Here is a 22,959-nt window from a genome sequence, read left to right as displayed (position 1 = left end):
CGCAGCAGCTTTTTTTTAGGCGATGATGCCTCGTTCGTTTTTGAATTGTTTATGCTTTTCTTCTTCCATCAACTTTTTCAAAATCAATACGACATCATAGACATCTTCGAAAGAAATGTACAGCGCAATCGGTGCGAGACGGATCACGTTAGGCGAACGATAGTCCGGCGTGACGCCTTCCATTTTCAGCGCTTTGCAAATGCTTGCGGCCTCTGGGTGGACGAGGCTGATGTGTCCTCCGCGTCGCTCATCCTCGAGTGGATTAACGATTTGAAAACCGAAATCACTGAGCTCTTGGTGGATTAGGTTCATGAGCAGCCTTGTCAGCTGTAAGGATTTCGATCGAACGGCTTCAACCCCTGCCTCATGGAACATATCCAATGATCCAAGCAGCGGGGCAGAGCTTAAGATATGCGGGGTTCCCATCTGAAATGCGCTGGCCGTTTCAGCAGGAGTTAGTGTGTGTTCCATATCGAATTGTTTTTCCTTTTTCGAGCTGAACCAACCGGCAAGTCCCGGTTTTTGACCAAGGTGTTTCTCGTGAACGTAGAGTCCTCCGACTCCACCTGGTCCGCTGTTCAAGTATTTGTACGTACACCAGACAGCGAAGTCGACACACCAATCATGCAGCTGATGAGGCAGAGCGCCTATAGAGTGGGCCAAGTCGAACCCGACGAGAATCCCGCGCTGGTGGGCTTCATTGGTCAGGCGTTTCATATCAAGCAGCTGGCCGCTTCGGTAGAGAACAGACGGCAGAAGCAGAACCGCTGTTTGTTCATCCATTTGTGCGATGATATCGTCTTCATCCAGCGTGTAACCGTCCTGGCTTTCGACACGAATAAGCTCCTCTTCATGCTTCAGCCCTTTTTGCTCGATTTGACTCTGCAGGGCATAGATGTCTGATGGGAAGTTGAGCGTATCTGCTACAATTTTCGTACGGGATTTGTCAGGCTGATAGAAGGTAGCGATCAGCTGGTGCAGATTGGCGGTGATCGAGCCAGTGTTGATGACCTCATGTGGTTTGGCTCCGATTAGCGGAGCGGTTTTTTCACCGATTTTTTCAGACATATAGAACCACGGCTCTTTCCCTTCCGTCCAGCCGTCGATGGCGTGCTCTTTCCAGTCCTTAAGCGAAGTAAGAACAGCATCTTCCGCTCGTTTGGACAGTAACCCAAGAGAGTTTCCATCCATATAGTAGTGATTATCTTTCGTATAAAACTCCGATCGGAACGCACGCAATGTGTCGTTCTGATCCATTTCCTGTACGGTCTCTCGTGTGATCTTTTCCTTCGTCATCCAATCCCTCCTGCTTTCATTATATACAGAGCATGTCCCAAGTTGAAACTGTCCAGAATGCTAGCCGTTCCACAGGTCGTTTTTGTGAAGGACGGCTTTAATCTGCGAGTAGGTGATCTCTTCAGGTAAAGCTTCCTTTATCGGCTTAAGTCGTTTCTCATCGAGTTGTTCATAAACCGTCAGGACCTGATTCTCCTCATCCGCATTAAACCACTCATCCCAGTCGAACGGTTCGCCTTCTTTTGCGCTGCGGAACAAGTGGCTTTCCACCGTTCGTGGACTGATGCCTCTTTCTTTCGCAATTTCCTCGATCGGTTTCTGTTCTTCTTTCCACAATTGATAGCTGAACAAATGACTGGCCTTTCCGTTGGTGGAAGGTTTAGGGGCAGAGGTTTGAGAGAAACTTTGTCCTGATGGCTTCGGTTTCTTCTCAGCCTTCTCGGCCCACGGTTGAATTTTTTCAAGAAACGTTTCGCCGTACTTCTCCCACTTCTGTTCTCCGATCCCTTTAATGTTCAGCATCTCTTCTTTAGTTTCTGGTAAATAGATGGAGAGAGCCTTTAGTGTCGAGTCTGGGAAAATGACGTATGGAGGAAGTCCTGCTTCATTCGCCACTTCTTTTCGTAGGTTTCTCAATTCATTGAAGTATTCGACATTGTAATTTTCTTCTACATTTGTTGTTGTAGACTCAATCAGCATAATGACAGACTTGTTCCCTTTCAGCACATCGACCGATTTCGGAGTCAGCTGCAGAGATGGATAACGTCCGTTTCCGGGGTTTAAGTATCCCTCGGCGGTAAGAAAATGGATGAAGCGGGTCAGCTGCTTCTCGGTGTAATGGGACAATAACCCGTAAGTCGGAAGCTTTTCGAACTGGAACTGCTTCACTTTCTTATCAGACGAACCCTTTAAAACCTTAGCCGTTAATCCAGCACCGAAGGATTCGCCCATTCGTTTTACACAGGAGAGAATCATCTGTGCTTCTTTCGTCATGTCTTTTTCTTCGCCTGCATGCGTGCAGTTTGTACATTTGCCGCAGGGCTCTGTGCGATTCGGGTCTTGGAAGTATTCCAGAATATACTGCTGCAGACACATGGAGGTATGACAGTAGTTGATCATCGATTGCAGCTTGGCGTATTCTTCTTTTTTCTTTTCCTCAACAGGTGATTGGTCAATGAGAAAGCGTTGAAGCTGAATGTCCTGACTGGAGAAAAGCAAGACACAGTCCCCGGGTTCTCCGTCACGACCAGCACGACCCGCTTCCTGATAATAAGATTCAATGTTCATCGGCATCGAATAGTGAATGACGAACCGAACGTTCGATTTATCGATTCCCATACCGAAGGCGTTCGTCGCTACGATGGTGCTGACTTCATCTTGGACGAATTTCACCTGCATCTCTTTCCGTTCATTCTCTCCCATACCGGCATGGTATTTACCAACAGGGAAGCCTTCTTTTTCTAAGCTTTGTTGAAGGTGATCGGCATCTTTCCTTGTAGCTGTATAGATGATGCCGGATTCTTCCGGTCTGCTTTTGACATATTCTTTGACGAATTCACGCTTGTCGCGCCCTTTGATCATACGGAAGGAAAGGTTTTCCCGAGCAAACCCAGTGTTTACAATCGATTCATCCTCCACGTGGATCAGTCGCTGAATATCCTGGATGACTTCCTGTGTGGCTGTTGCGGTCAAGCCCATCAAAACAGGGAGGTTCGGAATTTGGTGCAGCGTAGGGACGATGGAGCGATAACTCGGTCTGAAGTCGTGTCCCCATTGAGAGATACAGTGTGCCTCATCAAATGCAATCAACGACAGTTTAATCTGTTGAATCGCAGATAAAAATAGTCCGGAGTCGAAGCGTTCAGGTGCGACGTACACGAACTGGTAGCGGCCGGCTTCCATGTTCCTGAGGCGCTCACGCATTTCATTCTGTGAAAGCGAGCTGTTGATATATGTAGCGGAAATGCCGTAAGCATGCAAAGCATCCACTTGGTCTTTCATTAATGAAATGAGAGGGGAGATGACGATGGCGGTCCCATCCAAGGTAAGACCGGGAATTTGGTAACATAATGATTTACCGCCCCCGGTCGGCATCACCGCTAACGTGTTCTTTCGGTTTAATACTTGTTCGATGGCTTGTTCCTGTCCATTTCTGAAAGAAGGAAAGCCATAATAGGTCTGGAGCAGCTGTCTAGCTTGATCCATCATATATTCATCATCCTTATCGTACTGGAATTAAAGCATATCGAGCTCTGTGGGTCAGCGTCTTTTCCCATCTTATCATGTTTCATATAAAACCAAAGGGGAAAAATAGTTCTGTAATCAGCAAAAGAAATGAGGAGTGTACAACATGAAAGCAATTGTCATTGAACAGTATGGTGGACGTGAACAATTAGTGGAACGCGAATTGGAAACCCCTGAACTGAAAGGCGATCAAGTTGTAATCGATATGAAGGCGACTTCCATCAACCCGATTGACTGGAAGGTGAGAGAAGGATACATGAAAGATAATATACCTTTTGAATTCCCTGTCATTCTGGGGTGGGATGCAGCAGGAATTATTAAAGAAGTCGGAACGGAAGTGAAGAACTTCAAAGTAGGCGACCGCGTATTCGCCCGACCAGCTACAACAAGGTGGGGAACTTATGCAGAGGAAGTCGTCGTAGATGAGCCTCTACTAGCTCACCTGCCGGATAATATACCATTTGAAGAAGCGGCTGCCGTACCACTTGCAGGACTGACAGCATGGCAGTGTCTCGTTGACTTCGCTGACATACAAGAAGGGGATAAAGTCTTGATCCATGCCGGTTCAGGTGGTGTAGGACATTATGCCATTCAGATTGCGAAATCATTCGGGGCATATGTAGCTACCACGGCAAGCGGTAAGAATAAGGACTGGGTTGAAGAACTGGGGCCGGATCTGTTCATCGATTACAAGGAAGAGAATTTTGCGGAAGTGTTGAATGACTATGATATTGTCCTGGACACGCTTGGTGGTGACATTCAGTCTGATAGTTATAAAATCTTGAAAGACGGTGGCCGGCTTGTATCGATTACACAGCCGCCGAAGGAAGAAGAAGCCGAGCGGCATAATGTGAAAGCAGGATTTGTTTTTCTGGATCCGAAGGGAGAACAATTGGCTGAACTTGCGAAGATGATGGAAAAAGGGAAGCTGACTTCTGTCATCGGACACCGCTTCGACCTATCAGAAGAGGGGCTGCGTCAGGCTCATGAAGTGAGTGAAAGTCATCATGCAAAAGGGAAGATTGTGATCAGTATCTAATCAGCAGGAGGAGAGACCACTTGAGTGGTCTTTTTTCTTTTTTTGTGGAAAATTTTTAAATATTCTAACAATAAATCGTGTAGTCGATGTAAACTAGGGTATATAACCATTATACATTCGAAAGAGGGGGAAGCAAGTGCTGAAACATTACGATACAGGTTTATTTTATGATGAAATGATGGAAACTGGCGGAACACCGAAGCGTCATTATCGATGGTTTTATGAACTGGTCGAACAGTTCTCGGGAACGGAACTACGGGAAAAGCATGATACGGCACAGCTGAACTTCTTAAGAAAAGGCATCACGTTTACAGTGTATAACCACACAGGTGGAACGGAAAGGACGATGCCGTTTGACTTCGTACCGATCATCATCCCGAAGCCGGAATGGCTGAAGATTGAAGAAGGGATGAAGCAGAGGCTGAACGCACTGAACCGTTTTTTGGACGATGTCTATCACGATCAGGATATTATAAAAGCGGGGATTGTACCACGCAGTCTCGTTGAACAGAATGCTTATTACTATGAGCAGGTAAAAGGCTTAGATGTGCCCCTGCGAAACCATGTTTTCCTCGCTGGAGTGGATTTGATTCGTGATGATGAGGGACAGTATCGAGTATTGGAAGATAACCTGCGTAACCCATCAGGGATGAGCTATGTCTTTCAGAACCGCTATGTAATGAGACAAGTCTACCCAGAGTTGTTTTTCCAACATTCTATCGAAACCCTCGAGCATCAGCTTTCAGAGCTTCAGCAGATTCTGATCAGCCATGTTCCTCTCAATGCTGACTCTACAAAGACACCGACTGCGGTTCTTTTAACTCCGGGGATGTACAACTCGGCCTATTATGATCATGTCTTCTTAGCTCAGCAGATGGGAATTGAGTTGGTAGAAGGCCGGGACCTGATTGTAAAAGACGACGTCGTTTATATGAAGACAATCCGTGGGCTTAAACGTGTCGATATCATATATCGACGAATTGATGATGATTTTCTTGACCCGGAAGCTTTCCGCCCGGATTCGGCTCTTGGGGTGCCAGGTTTATTAAGAGCCTATAAAGAGGGGAACGTATCGATTGTCAATGGAATCGGCAATGGCGTAGCCGATGATAAGGCGATGTATGTGTACGTACCTGATATGATTCGCTTCTACTTAGATGAAGAACCAATTATTCCGAATGTAGAGACTTATTTCCTGAGTGACCCTGAACGGTTGGAATATGTTTTAGAGCACTTAGACGAGCTTGTCGTTAAAAACGTAGGAGCGTCCGGTGGCTATGATATGTTAATCGGACCGCAGTCAACAGAAGAAGAGCGGGACTTGTTCCGTCAGAAGATTATCGAGACACCAAGTCAATATATTGCCCAGCCGACAATCAAGCTCTCGAGGGCACCGGCTTATCAAGAAGGCAGATTCTACCCGTGCCATGTGGATCTCCGTGTATTTATCATGAACGGGGAAGAACCTCATGTACTGCCGGGTGGACTGTCCAGAGTTGCGTTGAAGGAAGGGTCGTTAGTAGTCAACTCCTCTCAAGGCGGAGGCGGAAAAGATACGTGGATTCTAACAGAAGGAGGAGATTCGAATGCTTAGTCGAGTAGCGGATTCATTATATTGGCTGGGAAGAAATATGGAACGTGCCGAGAATAATTCCAGGGTATTAAGTGTTCAGCTCATCCACATCCTTGAAGCATCTGAAGGTCAGTTATTGGACCGTAATTGGGAAGAAGTTATCGAAATCTGTGCATCAATTCAGGATTATTACGACCGTTATGATCGTATAGATAAAGAGACGGTGACACATTATTTAGCTACAAGTCCTTTGAATATGAATTCGTTCATGAATTGTATGGTTTATGCAAGGGAGAATGCTAAAGCGACAAGGGACATCATTCCGGAAGGGCTGTGGGAGGTCCTGAACGAATTTCATCTGGAACAGAAAGACTGGCAGGAGCAACCCGCTACAAGTCAGCATATTCAACACTACTTGAAAAAGGTGATGACGACTTCTATGACAGCTCAAGGAGTCGTGGAGTCTTCGATGAGCAGAGACTTACCTTATACCTTCCTTAAAGTAGGCAAGTGGCTTGAAAGAGGCGAGAAGGTATCCCGTGTGTTGAACGTATTTTGTGAGAAGAATAGGAAAGAGACAGAATCACGTACCAGTAGTTATTACTACTGGCTGACGGCGCTTCAATTCACGAATGGATACGATGCGTATATTAAAAACCATCCGCCTACAATGGAACCGAAGCACGTGCTGGAATTTTTAATCAAGGAGCCCGCATTTCCAAGGTCCATCCGTTACTGCATCGATCATGTAAAAGAAGCCATCCATCGTATAGAAGGTGGTAAAGTCTCGCATTATTCTGCGGACTTATTTGATATGATCGAAAGGATTCAGGAAGAGATCGAAGAAGCGGACATCGAGAATATGAATATGGAACAGCTTATGTACTTTTTAGATCACTTTCAGAACCGCTGCATGACGCTCAGCAGAATGTTTTCAGAAACGTATTACTTAGTTGAGCCTGTCAGCGTCAAGTGAAAGGACACCAGGGGGAGAAACATGAAGTATAGAATCGAACACACCAACACGTTTTACTACGACAATTTCGTAGATCAAAGTATGAACCATGTCCGGTTGAAGCCGAGAACAGATGAATGTCAGAGGCTTCTTGCCTATCAAACAGAGATTAATCCGTCTTCTATGACGAAAGAACACATCGATTTATGGGGCAATCATGTTGAAACGTTCTTCATCCCCGAGAAGCATGAGCATTTGACTGTCAAAACGACGTCTACCGTAAGCATTCAGAAGAGTCCATTTATCCGGATGATTCACTTTACAGAAGAAATGAAGGAGATCTTTCACTCTGAGCTTTTTCGTAATCACTATTTAGCTTACTTAAATGAGACGCCTTATACCTTTTTATATAAGGAGCAGATAGCAGAGATCGTAGATGCGGTAGGAGATCCATCTGATCCTGTTCAATTCTCAATTGACTTGTTGGCATACCTGCACCAGTCGATCCAATATGACACGGCGACAACCCAGGTGGGAACGAAAGCCTATGAATCCTGGCCACTCCGGAGCGGTGTCTGCCAGGACTTTGCCCACGTTATGATCGGGGTATTGAGAGCGCAGGGTATACCGGCACGTTATGTGAGTGGTTATTTATATGTTGGCGAGGATTCTGCCCTAATTGGCGATGCGGCGACACATGCCTGGGTGGAAGTGATGGTCCCGGGGATTGGTTGGGTAGGCCTTGATCCGACGAACAACGTAGAAGCACTGGAACAGCACATCCGTATCGGAACAGGTCGTGACTATGCAGATGTCAGCCCCCTTCAAGGTGTGTACCGCGGCGGAGGTCAGAACCTCTCTGTTAAAGTGAGTGTGACACAGATCGATTCGAATCAATAATGGAAAAAGTCCTGGCAACAGGGCTTTTTTTGTTTTGTTGATGATGACATTTTTTACAAAAATAAAAAATCTTCTATCCCCTACAGTACCAAGGGAAGTAGGGGGGAGGTACAGGCTGATATTCGACAGGAATGTTTATAGGATGCTTAGGGTGGTATATAGGGGTTAGCGCATTCATTTAAGGACGAACTAGATTATCAACTTGGTACATACTTCAATCCTCCCATAGTGAGTGCGAAAATGAAGAGGAGGAAATTGAGTGAAGCTTAAATCAATCATTCTCGTATTATTGTCACTCGTACTAATTATGCCTACAGGAACGGTGTTTGCCGATCATCATGAAGAGCCAGCGGTAGACACGGAGGCAGTAGAATTAAGAGCAGTACTGGATCAATTATTCTCTGAACACGCCTTTTTAGCCATCACGGCTATGAGAAAGGGCTATAATGAGGACCCGGATTATGACCAAGTTGTAGAAGCATTGAATGGAAATACGGATGATCTTACAGATGCCATCAGTGGTGTGTATGGAGATGCAGCTGGAGAAGCATTTGATGATGCTTGGAGCGAGCACATCGGATACTTTGTAGACTATGTCGTAGCAACAGTAGAAGAAGATGAAGATGCAAGAATTGAAGCGTTGGATAATCTATCTGAGTATAAGGAAAACTTCGCTGCTTTCCTATCTGAAGCTACTGATATCTCAGAAGACTCATTAGCGAATGGTCTGGAGATGCACGTCAATCAATTGATTGGGGCATTCAATGACTATGTAGATGAGGATTACGAAAGTGCATTTGAAAGCCAGAGTGAAGCAATGGCGCACATGTATGGCCCAAGTAAACTGCTTTCTCAGGCGATTGCAGACCAGTTCTCTGAAGAATTCAATGATACGAAAGCCGTAACACCGGCAGCTGAGCTTCGTTCTGGTTTGAACTTCCTATTATCAGAGCACTTTGCACTTGCGCTGCAGGCGATGCAGAACGGAATCGAAGGATCTGATGAATACGAAGCAAACGTAGCTACGTTGACTCAAAATACACAAGAGCTTTCCGCAACTATTGCAAGCGTGTATGGTGAAGAAGGCGGAGAAGCTTTTGAAGAACTTTGGAGCAGCCACATTGGATTCTTCGTCGACTATGTCGTAGCAACGGCAAATGAAGATGAAGAAGCGAAAGAAGAAGCTCTGGCTAACCTTGACGGATATCGTCAGGACTTCTCGGAATTCATGAGTACAGCAACAGAAGGACGCGTGCCGGCAGAAGGTTTAGCGAATGGTCTTCAAACGCACGTCAATCAGTTAGTAACAGCATTTGATTCTTATGTGGAAGAAGATTACGACCAGGTGTGGGAAAGTGCACGAGAAGGGTACGGGCATATGTTCACACCAGCTAAGCTGTTCAGCGGTGCGATCGTAAGTCAATTCCCTGATATGTTCATGATGGAAAAAGAGATCATGTTCAATGATGTACCGGAAGATCACTGGGCAGCTCAATACATTTACCCATTAGCTGAAATCGGAGTGATCAATGGCGTTACGGACATGACGTTCGAACCGGATGAAAGTGTAACGCGTGGACAATTCGTCGCTTTCATTGCGAGAGCTTTGGATCTTGAAACAGATATGGACAACCCATTCACAGATGTTTCCTCTACGTTCGAAGATGAAGTAGCAGCAGCTTATGCAGCTGGTATTACGACAGGTGTAACGGAAACGCAGTTCCATCCAAGTATGGAAATCACTCGTGAACAGATGGCCGCAATGGCGATCCGTGCTTATGAGTATTGGACGGAAGCGGATTACATGCCATCGGAAGATTATGTCTATGCGGACGAAGCTCACATCAGCCCGTTGTTCGGGGACTATGTAGACGCTGCAAGAGAACTTGAAATCATGGAGGGTGGAGCTGGTAACAAGTTCAACCCGAAAGCAAATGCAACGCGTGCTCAAGCCGCTAAAGTTGTATTTGTCCTAAGTACTTCTGGTGAGTAAAGCATAGAAGAATAATGAAAAAGTGCAGGCGTCTTTGGCACCTGCACTTTTTCTATTATTCATAAGCTGTACGATGACTCTTTCCTGTAATGACATTAATGAGAAATCCTATAATTCCTCCCACAAATGCTGGAACGACCCAGCTCAGGCTGTAATCAAATAAAGGAAGCTGACTCATCAGACTTGTTACGGCAGGCATTTCAATTCCAAAAGCAATGATTCCGTCGTAAATTCCAATGAGGGCGGTGAGTGCGATGGCTCCTCTATATACATTAGAAGACATAGGGATCTTACGACTTAAGAAAGTTAGCACAATTAATACAATGGTAATGGGATACATAAACACTAAAACGGGTATGGAATAAGAAATGATGGAGTTCAGTCCTATATTAGAAATCGCCAGGCTGATTAACGTCACAATCAAAATAACCGTTCTGTAAGATAGAAACGACAGACGTTTTGAGAAGAACTGTCCACAGGCGACGGTTAACCCGACACAAGTCGTAAAACAAGCAAGTCCAACAATAATTCCTAGCAAAAGAGAGCCTGGTTGACCAAACATGACGTCCGCAGCACCTGCAAGAATGGCACTTCCGTTATCATACGATCCTTCCGTCGCCATCTTCGTACCAATCCAACCAAGGGCCACATACACACTGGTCAGACCCACAGCCGTTACAGAGCCGGCTTTTAATGTCTTCATCGTAAGTTGACTTTGATCTTTAACCCCTCTGTCTCTGAAAGAAGTGACAACGATGATTCCGAATGCTAAAGCACCGATGGCATCCATTGTGAGATATCCTTCCAAGAAGCCGCTGATAAAGGGTTGAGTTTGATACTTTTCAGTAGGTTCAATGGTCTGCCCATTTAATAAGAAGAAACTACCTACAACAAGGCCTGTGATGGCTATAAACAGAGCAGGGGTCAGAACCTGCCCGACACGATCGACCAGTTTCGACGGATTTAAACTTACCCAGTAAACGAGAATAAAGAATATAATTGAATAAATAAATAGCGTAAGGGGCGAACCATTAATAAAGGGTACCACTCCGGTTTCAAAAGCAACGTTGGCTGCACGTGGAATGGCAAAGAATGGACCAATCACGAGATAGACGAGCGAAGTGAAATAAAGACCGAATAAAGGGTGGACACGTCCTGCCAGCTGTTTAGCTCCGTTGTTAAAGAAAGAGATTGCGGCAACTGTGATAATGGGGATCCCGACACCTGTTAATACAAAACCAATAATAGCAGGGATATAAGATGTCCCGGATTGATATCCTAATGTAACCGGGTAGATTAAATTACCTGCACCAAAAAATAAAGCGAATAGTGTGAAGCCGATAAATACGGTGTCTTTTGCTCTCATGCTTGGTCCCTCCTCTGGATGTCTGTTTATTTTAAGTTAAAAAAGCTCTTCCTATTCTAAGGAAGAACACATACGAAATCGGTTCGGCTGGTTTCGACAAAAACTGATTTATTTTTCTAAACAACGTCGTAATACTATCAATGTCAAAAAATTATGTCAACACATTTTTAAGAAAATTTAAAAGCTTAACATTACCATCCATTTAAACGTTTTCAATAAATGACAAAATTCAATATAGTTTACATCGTAGTCTTGGGATTATAGAATATGGCTACATATACTGTGGAGAGATGAGGTACCTATATGATCGACTCACTATTATTGGAATTAATGATCATCGGGCTGTTGGGAATCGGGTCACAATGGGTGGCTTGGCGGTTCCGTTTACCAGCCATCGTTGTAATGTCAATTGTAGGGTTAATGGCTGGACCTGTATTTGGTTTATTCAACCCGGAACAGGATTTCGGGGAAATGTATAAGCCGATCATTTCGCTTGCTGTTGCTGTCATTCTGTTCGAGGGAAGTCTAAACCTCGACTTTAAGGAAGTAAAAGGGCTTGGTCGCCCTGTATTCCGAATCGTAACCTTCGGTGCCTTCCTGAGCTGGATACTGGGATCCCTGGCTGCTCACTATGTGGCTGGGCTCTCATGGGCGGTAGCTTTCACAATTGGAGGTCTTTTCATTGTAACTGGACCAACGGTTATTTTACCTCTCTTAAGACAGGCAAAGCTGAAACCGAGGCCGGCTAAGATTTTGAAGTGGGAAGGGATTATTGTAGATCCCATTGGTGCGTTGCTGGCCGTTTTCGCTTTTGAGATCATCGTGTTTATCTCTGGCACGGACGTCAACCCATCCGCCTTGCTTATGTTCTTCCTTGCTTCTATATTTGCCGTCATTCTAGGTATAGGATGCGGGAAAGGTGTCGGATGGATGTTCGAGACGGGGTATGTGCCTGAGTTCTTGAAGTCGCCAGTCGTTTTTGCTGTCGTTATTGCATGCTTCACCATTGCTGATGAAATTACACATGAGACAGGACTTTTGTCTGTAACAGCTATGGGAATGACGCTTGCCAATATGCATATTTCCTCTATTGCTGATATGAGACACTTTAAAGAGAATATTTCGTTACTACTTATCTCAACGATTTTCGTTATGCTGACGGCCTCGTTGACGAGAGAAACTTTACTTGAAATCTTTAACTTCCATACGATTGCATTCGTACTGTTAATGCTGTTTGTTGTAAGGCCGCTATCGATATTTGCCTCGACATGGGGGACGGATTTATCGAAATCCGAGAAGCTCCTGGTCGGTTGGATCGCACCTCGAGGAATTGTAGCTCTGACCGTTGCTAGCTACTTTGCCAGCGTCCTATTAGAGTCTGGTTACGAGGATGCGTCCATTTTGATATCGATCACGTTCGCTCTCGTATTTACAACCGTTGTGGCGCATGGATTCTCGATCAGCTGGCTGGCACGAAAGCTTGGCTTATCCACTGAAGGACCGCCTGGTGTCCTGATTTCCGGGGGAAGCGAATTTTCTACAGGGCTTGCTAAGACATTAGAAGATTTGAAGGTTCCTGTCCTCATTTCAGACTCTTCGTGGGAGCGTTTGTCGAGTGCAAGGTCAAGGGGAATCAAATCCTACCATGGAGAGATTCTATCTGAGCAGACAGAGTACTATTTGGATATGACGCCATATGAATATTTGGTGGCTGCAACAGAGCTTGACTCTTACAATGCGCTCGTCTGCACAACCTTTGTACCTGAATTCGGTCGAAACAATTCCTTCCAGCTGAGCCTCAGCAAACGGGAAGGAGACAACTTGGAGAGCCTTGTTCATACAATCGGAGGACGGGTGTTGTTTGAGGAAGGGGCATCTTGGGTGGAGCTCAATACGATGGTGGAGAACGGGTACGTATTTAGAAAGACCAACATTACAGAACAGTACACGTATCAGAAGTATTTGACGAATATTGACGATGCAGCTCTGCTCCTTTTCGTTAAGAAGCCGACTGGAAAAATCGAATTCTTTACGAACGAAGTGGATCCGAAAGCGGAAACAGGTGACGTAGTCGTTTCCCTGACACCACCAAGCAAAGAATTTGAACGTATTCAGGAAAAGCTCGAAGAACATCGGAATGGAAAGAATAAAAAGCAATCCGATAAACAAGATTCAAAAAGCCAATAAAACGGCACCCCATATAGAAAATCCCCTGACGAATACATGTCGTCAGGGGATTTTTATTTTTACCTTAAGGACTCAGGCCTCGGCTTCGGCTAACTGCTTCCTTAAATCCTTCAATTCATTTTCCATGCGCTCCAGCTGCTTTTCAGCTCTTTCCACATTACCACCGTTTGCTTCTAACTTGTCCAAGTCACCTTGAATACGAATATAATCAGACTTTAAGAAAGTAATTTGATCTTGTATCTCTTTTTTTGTCAACTTGATCACTCCTTGTTTTCTATTGTAGAGGGTGTGTCAACATACTATAATGGATTTTACACCCATTTCAGAATTTTAACAAAAATACGTTTCGAAATAAAAGGAGAGGGGTAAGGACATGAAAGTATATGAAGAACAAAACGTACGATTATTTAAGGAAGAAACGGAAGGGCTGCTGATGAAACGAGAGGCTGAGAATAACCTGCCGATCGGGATTTTGAATCAGCTTGCGAGTAGGCAATCAGACTCCAATCCGCACCTCATTTATATCAAAGAAAAGGGCAGGACGACTTTCCTGACCATGAGGACCCCGCCACATCTATGGATTTTACCCTCTTTCGCAACAACAACACAGAAAACAATTGAAGCTCTTGTTGACTACCTCTTGGATCGCTCGTTTGATGTTCCAGGCGTACTCGGAGAGGAAAAGGCAGTCGAATGGTTCGTTGCTGCCTATAAAAGAAGAAAAGGCACTGAACCGAGTCTCCAGATGAAGCAAGGCATCTATAAATTGGAACAGCTGTCTTCCATCCCTCTTCAGGAAGGACAGTTCATCCAAGCCGATCAAGAGCATCTTACATTGGCCAAGGCATGGTTTCGACAATACGGTGTAGAGGTGAAGGAAAAACATATTGAAGAGCAGGCTGATCGCTTAGCGGAAGACATGATTGAGCAAGGGAAGCTGTTTCTGTGGGTGATGAATGGTACGCCTGTATCAATGGCCTGCCGCGCTCGTCAAACGCCTAATGGGATAACGATCAATGCCGTTTTCACACCCGATGCCTATAAAAGAAACGGCTACGCTACTCAAGTTACATATTTCTTAACCGAACATCTATTGAGTTCAGGAGCGGCGTTCTGTTCTCTCTATACAGATCTAGATAATCCTTCTTCTAATTCTATTTATCAAAGGATTGGATATAAGAGAATCGGGAGTTCAATTGTATATAAATTACAATAATCGTGGATATTTATCCCTTTCATAACAAATCTCTTTTTGATTTTGGAGTATTCCGGACTAAGATGAAGGGATTAGGATGATATAGGTCTATAACTGATGAAAAGTTTTCTAAATGTTCTATTTTTGGCGATATAAATTGTATGTTCTGTATAAACTTGTTTGATTGTTACATAATTATTCCGGTATCATGTTAAGTAATTGACCTTAAATATGTGTTTAGGAGGCCCAATTCATTGAAAGCCTTAAAGGTTTTGGACAATATCATATTGAAAATAGAAGAATTCATACTTAGTTACGCTGTGATCATCATTGCTTTAATGGTGGTAGGGAAAGCGATCAGTCGAGCTCTCTTTACTTATACACCGCCATTTGCAGATGAAGTGAGTCAGATTGCCATTGTTGTGGCGACATTCATGGGAATCAGTTATGCCGCCAGGAAAGGCCGCCATATCAGCATGTCTGCTTTCTATGACCTGGCTCCGTTTAAAGTCCGGAAAGCGCTGGCGATCATCATTCCACTTGTGACAGCCATTATTCTGTTCGTACTTACTTATTACTCGGCACTATATGTACAAAATGTCTATCAGGACGGAACGGTTACGTCTGCACTAGAAATGCCTAAATACTATCTGTATATCTTTATACCGATCGGCTTCTTCCTGGGCGGTGTACAGTTCCTGCGGAATATGTGGATTAATATTAAAGATCGGGATGCGGTTTATTTAGGTACCGATGCGAAAGATTACAACGACAAAGATAAGAAAGAAATCATGGATGAAACACACTTGTAATTCAAATCCGGCAGAAGAAAGGATAACGTTATGATTGCGACTTTACTTGCTATCATGGTGGTCCTGTTACTACTGAACTTCCCGATGATGATTCCACTGATGGTTGCGCCTTTAATCGTCATGTTCATCTATTTCCCGAACTTGGACCCTATGATTTTAATGCAGCAATTCTCAACAGGTATTGAACCCTACGTTCTATTAGCAGTTCCGCTGTTCATATTTGCAGCAGATATTATGACAACAGGAAAAACGTCTAATCGATTATTAGATTTTATCGGATCATTTATTGGTCATATCCGCGGAGGGTATGCGGTGACAACAGCCGCTGCTTGTACGCTGTTCGGTGCCATTTCCGGTTCGACTCAGGCAACGGTTGTGGCGATTGGTAAACCGATGCGTGAGCGCTTATTGAAGATCGGCTATAAAGATCCGACAGCGATGGCTCTGATCATCAACTCCAGTGACGTAGCTCTCCTCGTTCCACCTAGTATCGGAATGATCATCTACGGACTCGTATCTGGAACCTCTGTAGGCGATTTATTCATCGCAGGCATTATTCCTGGTATTATTGTATTTTTAAGCTTTGCAATTTACAGCATCATCTATGCGAAGGTCGCAGATATTCCACTTGCGAATAAAGCAACATGGGGCGAGCGCTTGGCGATGACGCGAAAAGCATTACTTCCACTAGGATTTCCAGTCGTCATCATCGGTGGAATCTACTCCGGTTTATTCAGTCCGACTGAGGCTGCCGGAATGTCCGTACTTTACGCCTTTATTCTGGAAGTGCTCGTCTATCGTTCCATCCATATTAAACAATTGCCGAGCATTGCGCGGTCTACAGGGTTAGTCACTTCAGCCGTTTTTGTACTGGTAGCTGGTGGACAAGCCTTTACATGGGTCATTTCATTCGCACGAATTCCGCAGATGATTACGGAAACCGTGCTTGGGGATAACCCAAGTGCCATCTTCGTACTCCTGATGGTGACCGTCTTCTTCTTTGTCGGCTGTATGTTTGTCGACCCGATTGTCGTCATTCTGGTACTAACCCCTATTTTCTACCCGGCAGCGATGGATGCCGGAATCGATCCGGTTCACCTTGGGGTCGTCATTACGTTCCAGGCTGCACTGGGATCTGCGACACCACCATTCGGAGTCGATATATTTACGGCGAGTGCCGTATTTAATAAGCCTTACTTAGAAGTGATTAAGGGCACACCACCATACATTTTGATGATGGTTGCCATTTCAATACTATTGATATTCTTTGAACAAATTTCTCTTATTCTTCTATAAGAGGAATTTCTATAAAAAACTTGGGAGGTCATGATCATTTTAAAATTTAAACATGTACTGAGTTTAGCGTTCTTACTCGTCTTGAGCACCGTACTGGCTGCTTGTGGCGGAGATAGTGGAGAAAACGCTGGTGGAGAAGGTGACGGAGGCAGTGAAGGAGAAACCTATAACTGGCGTTTCGTTACAGAAGAAGTGGATGGACAGGTACAATATGAATACGCTGAGGAATTTGCAAAACGTATGAACGAAAAATCTGACGGCGCTGTTAATATCGATGTTTATGAATTCGGAGGTCTAGGAAGCGAGACGGACCAAGTTGAGCAGCTTCAAAATGGTGCTGTTGAATTGGCTGTTATGTCACCTGGATTTACAGGGAACATGGTAAAAGAAGGACAAATCTTTGCTCTTCATTTCCTTTTCCCGGATCGTGTAGAAACAACACAGGAAATTTTGAATTCTAGTGAAGCTTTGAATACAGATCTTCGCGAGCGTTATGAAGAGTTCGATATTTCACCTCTTTCGTTCTGGACAGAAGGAGCGATGCAGTGGACTTCATCTGGTACTGCTTTAGAAGAACCAGCTGACTTCCAAAACTTCAAGATGCGTACACAGACGTCTCCATTGATTTTGGAATCTTATCGTGCCTATGGTGCGGAACCAACGCCAATGAGCTGGTCTGAGCTTTATACAGCTCTTGATCGTGGAACGGTTGAGGGACAAGAAAACCCAATCTTCTTTATTGGAGATGCATCGTTCTATGAAGTACAAGATTACATGACAGTCTCTAACCATAACAACTACGTAGCGATGACAACTGTCAATACGGGTTGGTATGAAGGTCTTAATGATGAAATGAAAGCAATGGTAGATGAAACTGTACAAGAAATGCAGCAATGGGTATTTGATGAGCAGCAGGCTCAAAATGAAGAGTGGTTGGAAACGATTAAAAATGATGAAGAAAACCCAACTGAAATCATTGAGCTGACAGAAGATCAGCGTCAAATGTTCAAAGATGCAGCGATGGATGTACGTGACTTCTATCGTGAAGAAGTTTCTACAGTAGATGGAGCGATTCTGGATAAGCTGGAAGAAGAAATTAATTCAGCATCTGAATAATAAACGATGAAAAGAGCCTGGAGAATTGTCTCCAGGCTCTTTCTTTTTGTTCTTATTGAACCGGTTCCCATGGTTCGGTTTGTTTACGGTAGTCGAGCCATGTAAGGATCAGGACGACAATAAACAGAAAGCTCGAGATTTTGAACAGTGTAGCTGTTTCGACGAATTGATAAATGAACCCAAGAATGAGAGCGCTGGAGCCGATACCAAGGTCGATGGATGAGTAGTACATCCCGTTTGCGATCCCACTGCGTTCCGTTGTCGTTTTGGAAATGACCCATGCTTGAAGAGCCGGCATCATCGATCCAAACCCGATTCCAAAAATAGCTCCCGATAGGATAAGGTGAAGATTACTGCTCGCAAAGGCGAGAATCCACATCGCGATGAAGGAGAGAACCGAACAGATGATGATCAAGTTCCATGGTCCGTGTTTATCAAAGTATTTCCCTGTGATCGGACGCGAAATGGTAGCCAGAACGGCATTGAAGAAGTAAAACAGGAAGGTTCCCGTCAATCCCTGCTCGTTCCCGAATATGACGATATAGGTGACAACCGATCCGTAACCGAACGTGTTCAGTAACGTGACCAACGCCGGGTAACGGCTGTTCTTTTCAATAAGCGACCCGAAAAATGAAAACTTCGGTGGATTCTTTTGGTTTTCATAGACGCTGTCAGGTGTGACAAAACTCGTGACAGAGAAGAGAAGGATCGCAATGATCCCGAGACCGACCGAAATCCAGACGAGTAAATCGAAGGTGAAGTTCTGATACAGATAGATTCCTAGGCTAGGGGCCATGATCATCCCGACGGTGACGGATAATCCGAAGTATCCCATTCCTTCACCGACTCTTCTCCTTGGTACAAGATCGACAGCTGCCGTTCCATTTACCGTAGTGGACCAGCCCCACGCAATTCCGTGGATGAATCGAATGACCAATAGAACCGTGACGATCTGAGTGATTGGATACAAGGCGGTCATAATCAATAAGGATATGGCGCCGACTAAGACAAGCACCTTCCTTGGTCGTGTTGACAGCAAATGCCCAATAAAAGGTCGGATTAAGATTGCCGCAAAAGCAAAGGTCGTCGTGATCAACCCGATTTGAAGGTTGCTTCCTCCAATCGATTCTATGTAAGGAGGGAGGTTGGGTAAAAGCATTTGGAAGCTCATAAAGGTAAATAAGTTCGCTAAGACAAGAAAGATAAAAGGCCATGTCCAAAGCTTTGGAAGTGGTTTCTGCATGAAGTCATCCTCCTTTTTTCGACAAAATAAAACCCACTATGTTTAAGCATAGCGGGTTTCGTTCATATCCTCAATAAATTTGGTTATGTTTGTTCCTGACGATCTATCCATTCCTCATAGAGGTGACTGATCGTTGTTTTAATCACCGCATAGGCTGGGATGGCAAAGATCAATCCTAAGAACCCAGCAAGTCCACCAGCGGCTAAAATAAGCGTAATGATGGTTAGAGGGTGGATATTCAACGCCTTTCCCATGACATTCGGTGAAACGAAGTTCCCTTCGATTTGTTGAGCGACAATCATGATGACCGCAACCCAGAGAACGAGAATCGGATCTTGGAAAAAGGCAACGAGCGCTGCCGGGATCACGGCGAGAAACGGTCCTACAAACGGAATGACGTTCATCATCATGGCGAACAGAGCGAGCGTCAGCGAGTAAGGAAGATCGATGATCAAGTAACCGACAAGCAGCAGCAACCCGACTACGATACTGACTGTCATTTGTCCGAGGATGAAGGACTGCAACGTAGAATCTACGGCGTGCGCCCACTTCTTGAAGCTCTTCGCTGCACGCTTGTTCAAGAACTGAGCGATGAACGGAGTTAACTTCTCTCCGTCCTTGAGCATGAAGAAAAGGAAAAACGGAATCAGTACAAGCGCGAAGACGAACCCGATCAACTCACTGATGACGTTAATGATGATCGTCGATGCGTCCTGCAAATAAGACTGCAGGTTATCAATGACGTTCTGAATCGTCCCGTCAAATTCGCTCGGAATGATATCCTGGTTCTGCTGCCAGTACGTAATGGTTTCCCCGAACATCTCGACCATTCGTGGGAAATTGTTCGCAAGCTTCGAGAACTGCTCCTGAGCGATTGGTGCGATGAACTGGACGATGATGAATCCAAGCAGAATATAAAGTAGGAAAATCACGACAATGGAAGCGATCCTCGGTAATCGGTAGGACTCTAACAGTTCAAGAACCGGTCTTGATAAGTAGAAGAGGATGCCCCCTCCGATCAACGGCACAGCAATGGCGCCGATATAGATGAGAATTGGATCAAAGAAGAATTGAATCTTATTCAGCAATAGAATGAGCAGGGAAACGAGAATAGCGGCCACAAGTGTTTGGAACCAACGTTTATGAATCAATGACGACACACCTTTTATGTAGGATTTAAATAGTTATATTCGCTTATAGAATCGTTTTTCCTTTTTTCTATGTAAAAGTAACGACTTCTGGTTTGCTTGCGCCTCTGTTTACAGCGCGTATAATATAAGCATACCAAATTTTGTTGGAAACTGTACAAGGAGATGAATAAAAAGATGAAGCAGGAATTATTGGATCGGTTTACTTCCTATGTGAAGCTGGATACACAATCGGATGAGGCAAGTACATCAACGCCATCCACGGAAGGGCAGTGGGAGCTCGCCCATCAATTAGTCGAGGAATTGAAGGAGATCGGATTAAGTGATGTGACAGTGGATGAGCACGCTTATGTGATGGCAACTCTTCCGTCTAATACAGATAAAGAAGTGCCTGTGATCGGTTTCCTTGCCCACATTGATACCGCAACGGACTTTACTGGGCAGAATGTGCGCCCACAAATCGTGGAAGATTATGATGGTGGTGACATTCAGTTGAACGAAGAGACTGTACTCTCGCCAGCTGACTTCCCGGAACTGTCTACATATAAGGGACACACCCTTGTGACAACAGATGGCACGACTCTGCTTGGCGCGGATAACAAAGCCGGCATTACGGAGATTATGACCGCTTTACACCACTTGGCATCCCATCCTGAAATCAAGCACGGTGATATCCGTGTGGCCTTTACACCTGATGAGGAGATTGGCCGCGGTCCACACAAGTTCGATGTCGAGCGGTTCGGAGCTTCTTACGCTTATACAGTAGATGGCGGACCATTAGGTGAGTTGCAGTATGAGAGCTTTAACGCGGCAACAGCGAAGGTTCATTTTTACGGAAACAGTGTCCATCCCGGAACAGCAAAAGATAAGATGGTCAATGCCGTCAAGTTGGCAATCGATTTTCAGAATCAGCTGCCGGCAGAGGAAGCGCCGGAACACACGGAAGAATACGAAGGGTTCTTCCACTTGAACTCATTCGAAGGGAATGTCGACCAAGCGAACCTTGTTTACTTGATCCGCGATCACGACAAAGCGAAGTTCGCTCAGAAAAAAGAGTTGATTCAGGCGGTTGCTACTCAGCTTAAAGAAAAATACGGAGAGAACCGTGTGGCGATTGAGCTCGAGGATTCGTATTACAACATGGGCGATAAAATTGAGCCTGTGAAGCATATTGTAGATATTGCGTACGAAGCGATGAAAAATGAAAGCATCGATCCTCTGGTCAAGCCGATTCGGGGTGGTACGGACGGTTCTCAGCTTTCCTATATGGGACTGCCGACACCGAACATCTTTACAGGTGGAGAGAACTTCCACGGAAAGTATGAGTATGTGTCCGTAGATAATATGGAAAAATCAGCGAAAGTCATCGTTGAAATCGCGCGGCTTTTTGAAGAAAAAGCGGAGTAGTCGAAGAGATTGTATAAAGCGATCGGGTTGTTCAATACTAAGGACGCCATAAGTTTTTTCTAAAATACTTCATTGACAAAATCTGGCCGCATGCTATGATAAAGGAAGAATTAAGCAAATTCCTAAAGGGGAGTAGCTTTTACAATAAAGTCGTCATTTCGGGAGTAATCCCCGGCTTTATTGACAACGGACGTTGTTAGCGAGACCTTTACCCACCAGCGGTAAAGGTCTGTTTTTTTGGCCTTTACCGTCGTGGTAGGGGCCAATTTTTTTTGAAAAAGGAGAGACACACTGTGGACGTGCAATTATTAATTGAGTATGGCTGGGTTTTACTTGTATTAGTTGGATTGGAAGGGATCCTTGCTGCCGATAATGCTCTTGTGCTCGCTATCCTGGTGAAACACTTACCGGAAGAAAAGCGTAAGAAAGCCTTGTTCTATGGTTTATTCGGGGCATTTGTCCTTCGATTCGGATCTTTATTTGTTATTTCATTTCTTGTGGATGTCTGGCAGGTTCAGGCTATAGGTGCGGCATACTTACTGTTCATATCGATTAAACACCTCGTGGACAAATGGAGAGATCGTAAGAAGGATGAGGCAGAAACAGAAGAAGAAGAGATTGTCGATGCTGAATCACAAAAAGGAAAAGGCTTCTGGGCTACAGTTGTTAAAGTGGAATTGGCGGACTTAGCGTTCGCAGTAGATTCAATCCTTGCTGCTGTTGCGCTGGCGGTTGCCTTGCCGGAAACGGCACTTCCTGATGTGGGAAGCTTAGATGGCGGTCAATTCGCTGTCGTTCTAGCAGGTGGTATGATCGGAATTATCATCATGCGTTATGCAGCGGGCGTGTTCGTAAACTTGTTGAAATCCCGTCCGGGTCTTGAGATTGCCGCTTTCGTCATCGTGGGATGGGTAGGGGTCAAACTTCTTGTACAAACGCTGGCTCACCCGAATGTTCAAGTCCTTGATGAACACTTCTCGCATTCTACCGTGTGGAAGGTTTCCTTCTATAGCATATTGGTCATCATCGCTGCTTTAGGCTGGTTCTTGTCGCCGAAGAAAGATGTAGAAAACGAAACATCAGAATAATGTCGATATACACTAAAGCTGCAGAGTAATATCTGCAGCTATTTCTTTTGATAAAAAGGGAGGACGACGCTTTTTGCTGCCCGTCAGGACTTTGGGGTGTT

Annotated in this window: 18 protein-coding genes; 12 read left to right on the top strand and 6 right to left on the bottom strand. The window is 44.8% G+C overall.

All coding sequences use genetic code 11. The features are described 5' to 3' along the window. Positions 1-15 precede the first annotated feature (15 nt). A complete protein-coding gene (kynU, locus tag LCM20_RS11035; RefSeq protein WP_225195509.1) occupies positions 16-1,296 on the bottom strand; it encodes a kynureninase in 1,281 nt (426 codons plus the stop codon). A gap of 60 nt (positions 1,297-1,356) precedes the next feature. Continuing rightward, a complete protein-coding gene (gene recQ, locus LCM20_RS11030) occupies positions 1,357-3,504 on the bottom strand; it encodes a DNA helicase RecQ (protein ID WP_225195508.1) in 2,148 nt (715 codons plus the stop codon). A gap of 142 nt (positions 3,505-3,646) precedes the next feature. Here recQ and LCM20_RS11025 point away from each other — a divergent pair, with 142 nt between their 5' ends. The 5 genes from LCM20_RS11025 (at position 3,647) to LCM20_RS20190 (ending at position 10,000) form a co-directional block, all read left to right on the top strand. After that, entirely contained in the window at positions 3,647-4,579 is a 933-nt protein-coding gene (locus LCM20_RS11025; RefSeq protein ID WP_225195507.1) for an NADP-dependent oxidoreductase, read from the top strand. 136 nt (positions 4,580-4,715) lie between these two features. Then, positions 4,716-6,173 carry a circularly permuted type 2 ATP-grasp protein gene (locus tag LCM20_RS11020; protein WP_225195506.1) on the top strand — a complete coding sequence of 486 codons (1,458 nt, stop codon included), beginning with the start codon at positions 4,716-4,718 and terminating at the stop codon, positions 6,171-6,173. After that, entirely contained in the window at positions 6,166-7,128 is a 963-nt protein-coding gene (locus LCM20_RS11015) for an alpha-E domain-containing protein (protein WP_225195505.1), read from the top strand. The genes LCM20_RS11020 and LCM20_RS11015 overlap by 8 nt, the downstream gene beginning before the upstream one ends. Positions 7,129-7,149: 21 nt before the next feature. Next, on the top strand, positions 7,150-8,007 hold the full coding sequence (locus LCM20_RS11010) for a transglutaminase family protein (RefSeq protein ID WP_225195504.1): 858 nt from the start codon (positions 7,150-7,152) through the stop codon (positions 8,005-8,007). A gap of 259 nt (positions 8,008-8,266) precedes the next feature. Beyond that, on the top strand, positions 8,267-10,000 hold the full coding sequence (locus tag LCM20_RS20190; protein ID WP_225195503.1) for an S-layer homology domain-containing protein: 1,734 nt from the start codon (positions 8,267-8,269) through the stop codon (positions 9,998-10,000). Between the two features lie 55 nt (positions 10,001-10,055). On the opposite strand, the gene brnQ is transcribed toward LCM20_RS20190, so the two are convergent. After that, positions 10,056-11,366, bottom strand: coding sequence for a branched-chain amino acid transport system II carrier protein (gene brnQ, locus LCM20_RS11000; protein WP_225195502.1), 1,311 nt, complete (start codon positions 11,364-11,366; stop codon positions 10,056-10,058). A gap of 303 nt (positions 11,367-11,669) precedes the next feature. On the opposite strand from brnQ, the gene LCM20_RS10995 reads away from it, so the two are divergent. Continuing rightward, positions 11,670-13,553 (top strand): cation:proton antiporter, encoded by a 1,884-nt coding sequence (locus tag LCM20_RS10995; protein ID WP_225195501.1) that lies wholly within the window; start codon positions 11,670-11,672, stop codon positions 13,551-13,553. A 72-nt stretch (positions 13,554-13,625) separates the two neighbouring features. Here the strand turns inward: LCM20_RS10995 and LCM20_RS10990 are convergent, their stop codons facing one another. Beyond that, a complete protein-coding gene (locus LCM20_RS10990) occupies positions 13,626-13,808 on the bottom strand; it encodes an SE1832 family protein (RefSeq protein ID WP_225195500.1) in 183 nt (60 codons plus the stop codon). A gap of 118 nt (positions 13,809-13,926) precedes the next feature. On the opposite strand from LCM20_RS10990, the gene LCM20_RS10985 reads away from it, so the two are divergent. From LCM20_RS10985 to LCM20_RS10970, 4 genes are all read left to right on the top strand, one after another. After that, the gene (locus LCM20_RS10985) at positions 13,927-14,769 is read left to right on the top strand and encodes a GNAT family N-acetyltransferase (protein ID WP_225195499.1); all 843 of its coding nucleotides are present in this window, start codon (positions 13,927-13,929) and stop codon (positions 14,767-14,769) included. Positions 14,770-15,002: 233 nt separating this feature from the next. Beyond that, entirely contained in the window at positions 15,003-15,560 is a 558-nt protein-coding gene (locus LCM20_RS10980) for a TRAP transporter small permease (protein ID WP_225195498.1), read from the top strand. A 30-nt stretch (positions 15,561-15,590) separates the two neighbouring features. Next, positions 15,591-16,856, top strand: coding sequence for a TRAP transporter large permease (locus LCM20_RS10975; protein WP_225195497.1), 1,266 nt, complete (start codon positions 15,591-15,593; stop codon positions 16,854-16,856). A 30-nt stretch (positions 16,857-16,886) separates the two neighbouring features. Further along, positions 16,887-17,972, top strand: a complete 1,086-nt coding sequence (locus LCM20_RS10970) for a DctP family TRAP transporter solute-binding subunit (RefSeq protein WP_225195496.1) — start codon at positions 16,887-16,889, stop codon at positions 17,970-17,972. Between the two features lie 52 nt (positions 17,973-18,024). Here LCM20_RS10970 and LCM20_RS10965 read toward each other — a convergent pair whose 3' ends face one another. Together LCM20_RS10965 and LCM20_RS10960 are read right to left on the bottom strand one after the other, a co-directional pair. Next, positions 18,025-19,215 (bottom strand): MFS transporter, encoded by a 1,191-nt coding sequence (locus LCM20_RS10965; RefSeq protein ID WP_225195495.1) that lies wholly within the window; start codon positions 19,213-19,215, stop codon positions 18,025-18,027. Between the two features lie 83 nt (positions 19,216-19,298). Then, positions 19,299-20,375, bottom strand: a complete 1,077-nt coding sequence (locus LCM20_RS10960; RefSeq protein ID WP_318247310.1) for an AI-2E family transporter — start codon at positions 20,373-20,375, stop codon at positions 19,299-19,301. A gap of 165 nt (positions 20,376-20,540) precedes the next feature. Here LCM20_RS10960 and pepT point away from each other — a divergent pair, with 165 nt between their 5' ends. Both pepT and LCM20_RS10950 read left to right on the top strand, forming a co-directional pair. Beyond that, positions 20,541-21,770, top strand: a complete 1,230-nt coding sequence (pepT, locus tag LCM20_RS10955; protein ID WP_225195493.1) for a peptidase T — start codon at positions 20,541-20,543, stop codon at positions 21,768-21,770. A gap of 293 nt (positions 21,771-22,063) precedes the next feature. Next, a complete protein-coding gene (locus LCM20_RS10950) occupies positions 22,064-22,858 on the top strand; it encodes a TerC family protein (RefSeq protein WP_225195492.1) in 795 nt (264 codons plus the stop codon). Positions 22,859-22,959 lie beyond the last annotated feature (101 nt).

Source organism: Halobacillus litoralis (genome assembly GCF_020171725.1).
Lineage (GTDB): Bacteria > Bacillota > Bacilli > Bacillales > Halobacillaceae > Halobacillus > Halobacillus litoralis_F.
Note: the sequence above shows the minus strand (reverse complement) of the source record. Positions and strands in the feature narration are given on the sequence as shown.

What these genes read in the sequence shown, in the direction of transcription:
- kynU (WP_225195509.1), bottom strand. Translation starts at nt 1,296, where the DNA reads ATGACGAAGGAAAAGATCACACGAGAGACCGTACAGGAAATGGATCAG.
- recQ (WP_225195508.1), bottom strand. Translation starts at nt 3,504, where the DNA reads ATGATGGATCAAGCTAGACAGCTGCTCCAGACCTATTATGGCTTTCCT.
- LCM20_RS11025 (WP_225195507.1), top strand. Translation starts at nt 3,647, where the DNA reads ATGAAAGCAATTGTCATTGAACAGTATGGTGGACGTGAACAATTAGTG.
- LCM20_RS11015 (WP_225195505.1), top strand. Translation starts at nt 6,166, where the DNA reads ATGCTTAGTCGAGTAGCGGATTCATTATATTGGCTGGGAAGAAATATG.
- LCM20_RS11010 (WP_225195504.1), top strand. Translation starts at nt 7,150, where the DNA reads ATGAAGTATAGAATCGAACACACCAACACGTTTTACTACGACAATTTC.
- brnQ (WP_225195502.1), bottom strand. Translation starts at nt 11,366, where the DNA reads ATGAGAGCAAAAGACACCGTATTTATCGGCTTCACACTATTCGCTTTA.
- LCM20_RS10995 (WP_225195501.1), top strand. Translation starts at nt 11,670, where the DNA reads ATGATCGACTCACTATTATTGGAATTAATGATCATCGGGCTGTTGGGA.
- LCM20_RS10985 (WP_225195499.1), top strand. Translation starts at nt 13,927, where the DNA reads ATGAAAGTATATGAAGAACAAAACGTACGATTATTTAAGGAAGAAACG.
- LCM20_RS10975 (WP_225195497.1), top strand. Translation starts at nt 15,591, where the DNA reads ATGATTGCGACTTTACTTGCTATCATGGTGGTCCTGTTACTACTGAAC.
- LCM20_RS10970 (WP_225195496.1), top strand. Translation starts at nt 16,887, where the DNA reads ATGATCATTTTAAAATTTAAACATGTACTGAGTTTAGCGTTCTTACTC.
- LCM20_RS10965 (WP_225195495.1), bottom strand. Translation starts at nt 19,215, where the DNA reads ATGCAGAAACCACTTCCAAAGCTTTGGACATGGCCTTTTATCTTTCTT.
- pepT (WP_225195493.1), top strand. Translation starts at nt 20,541, where the DNA reads ATGAAGCAGGAATTATTGGATCGGTTTACTTCCTATGTGAAGCTGGAT.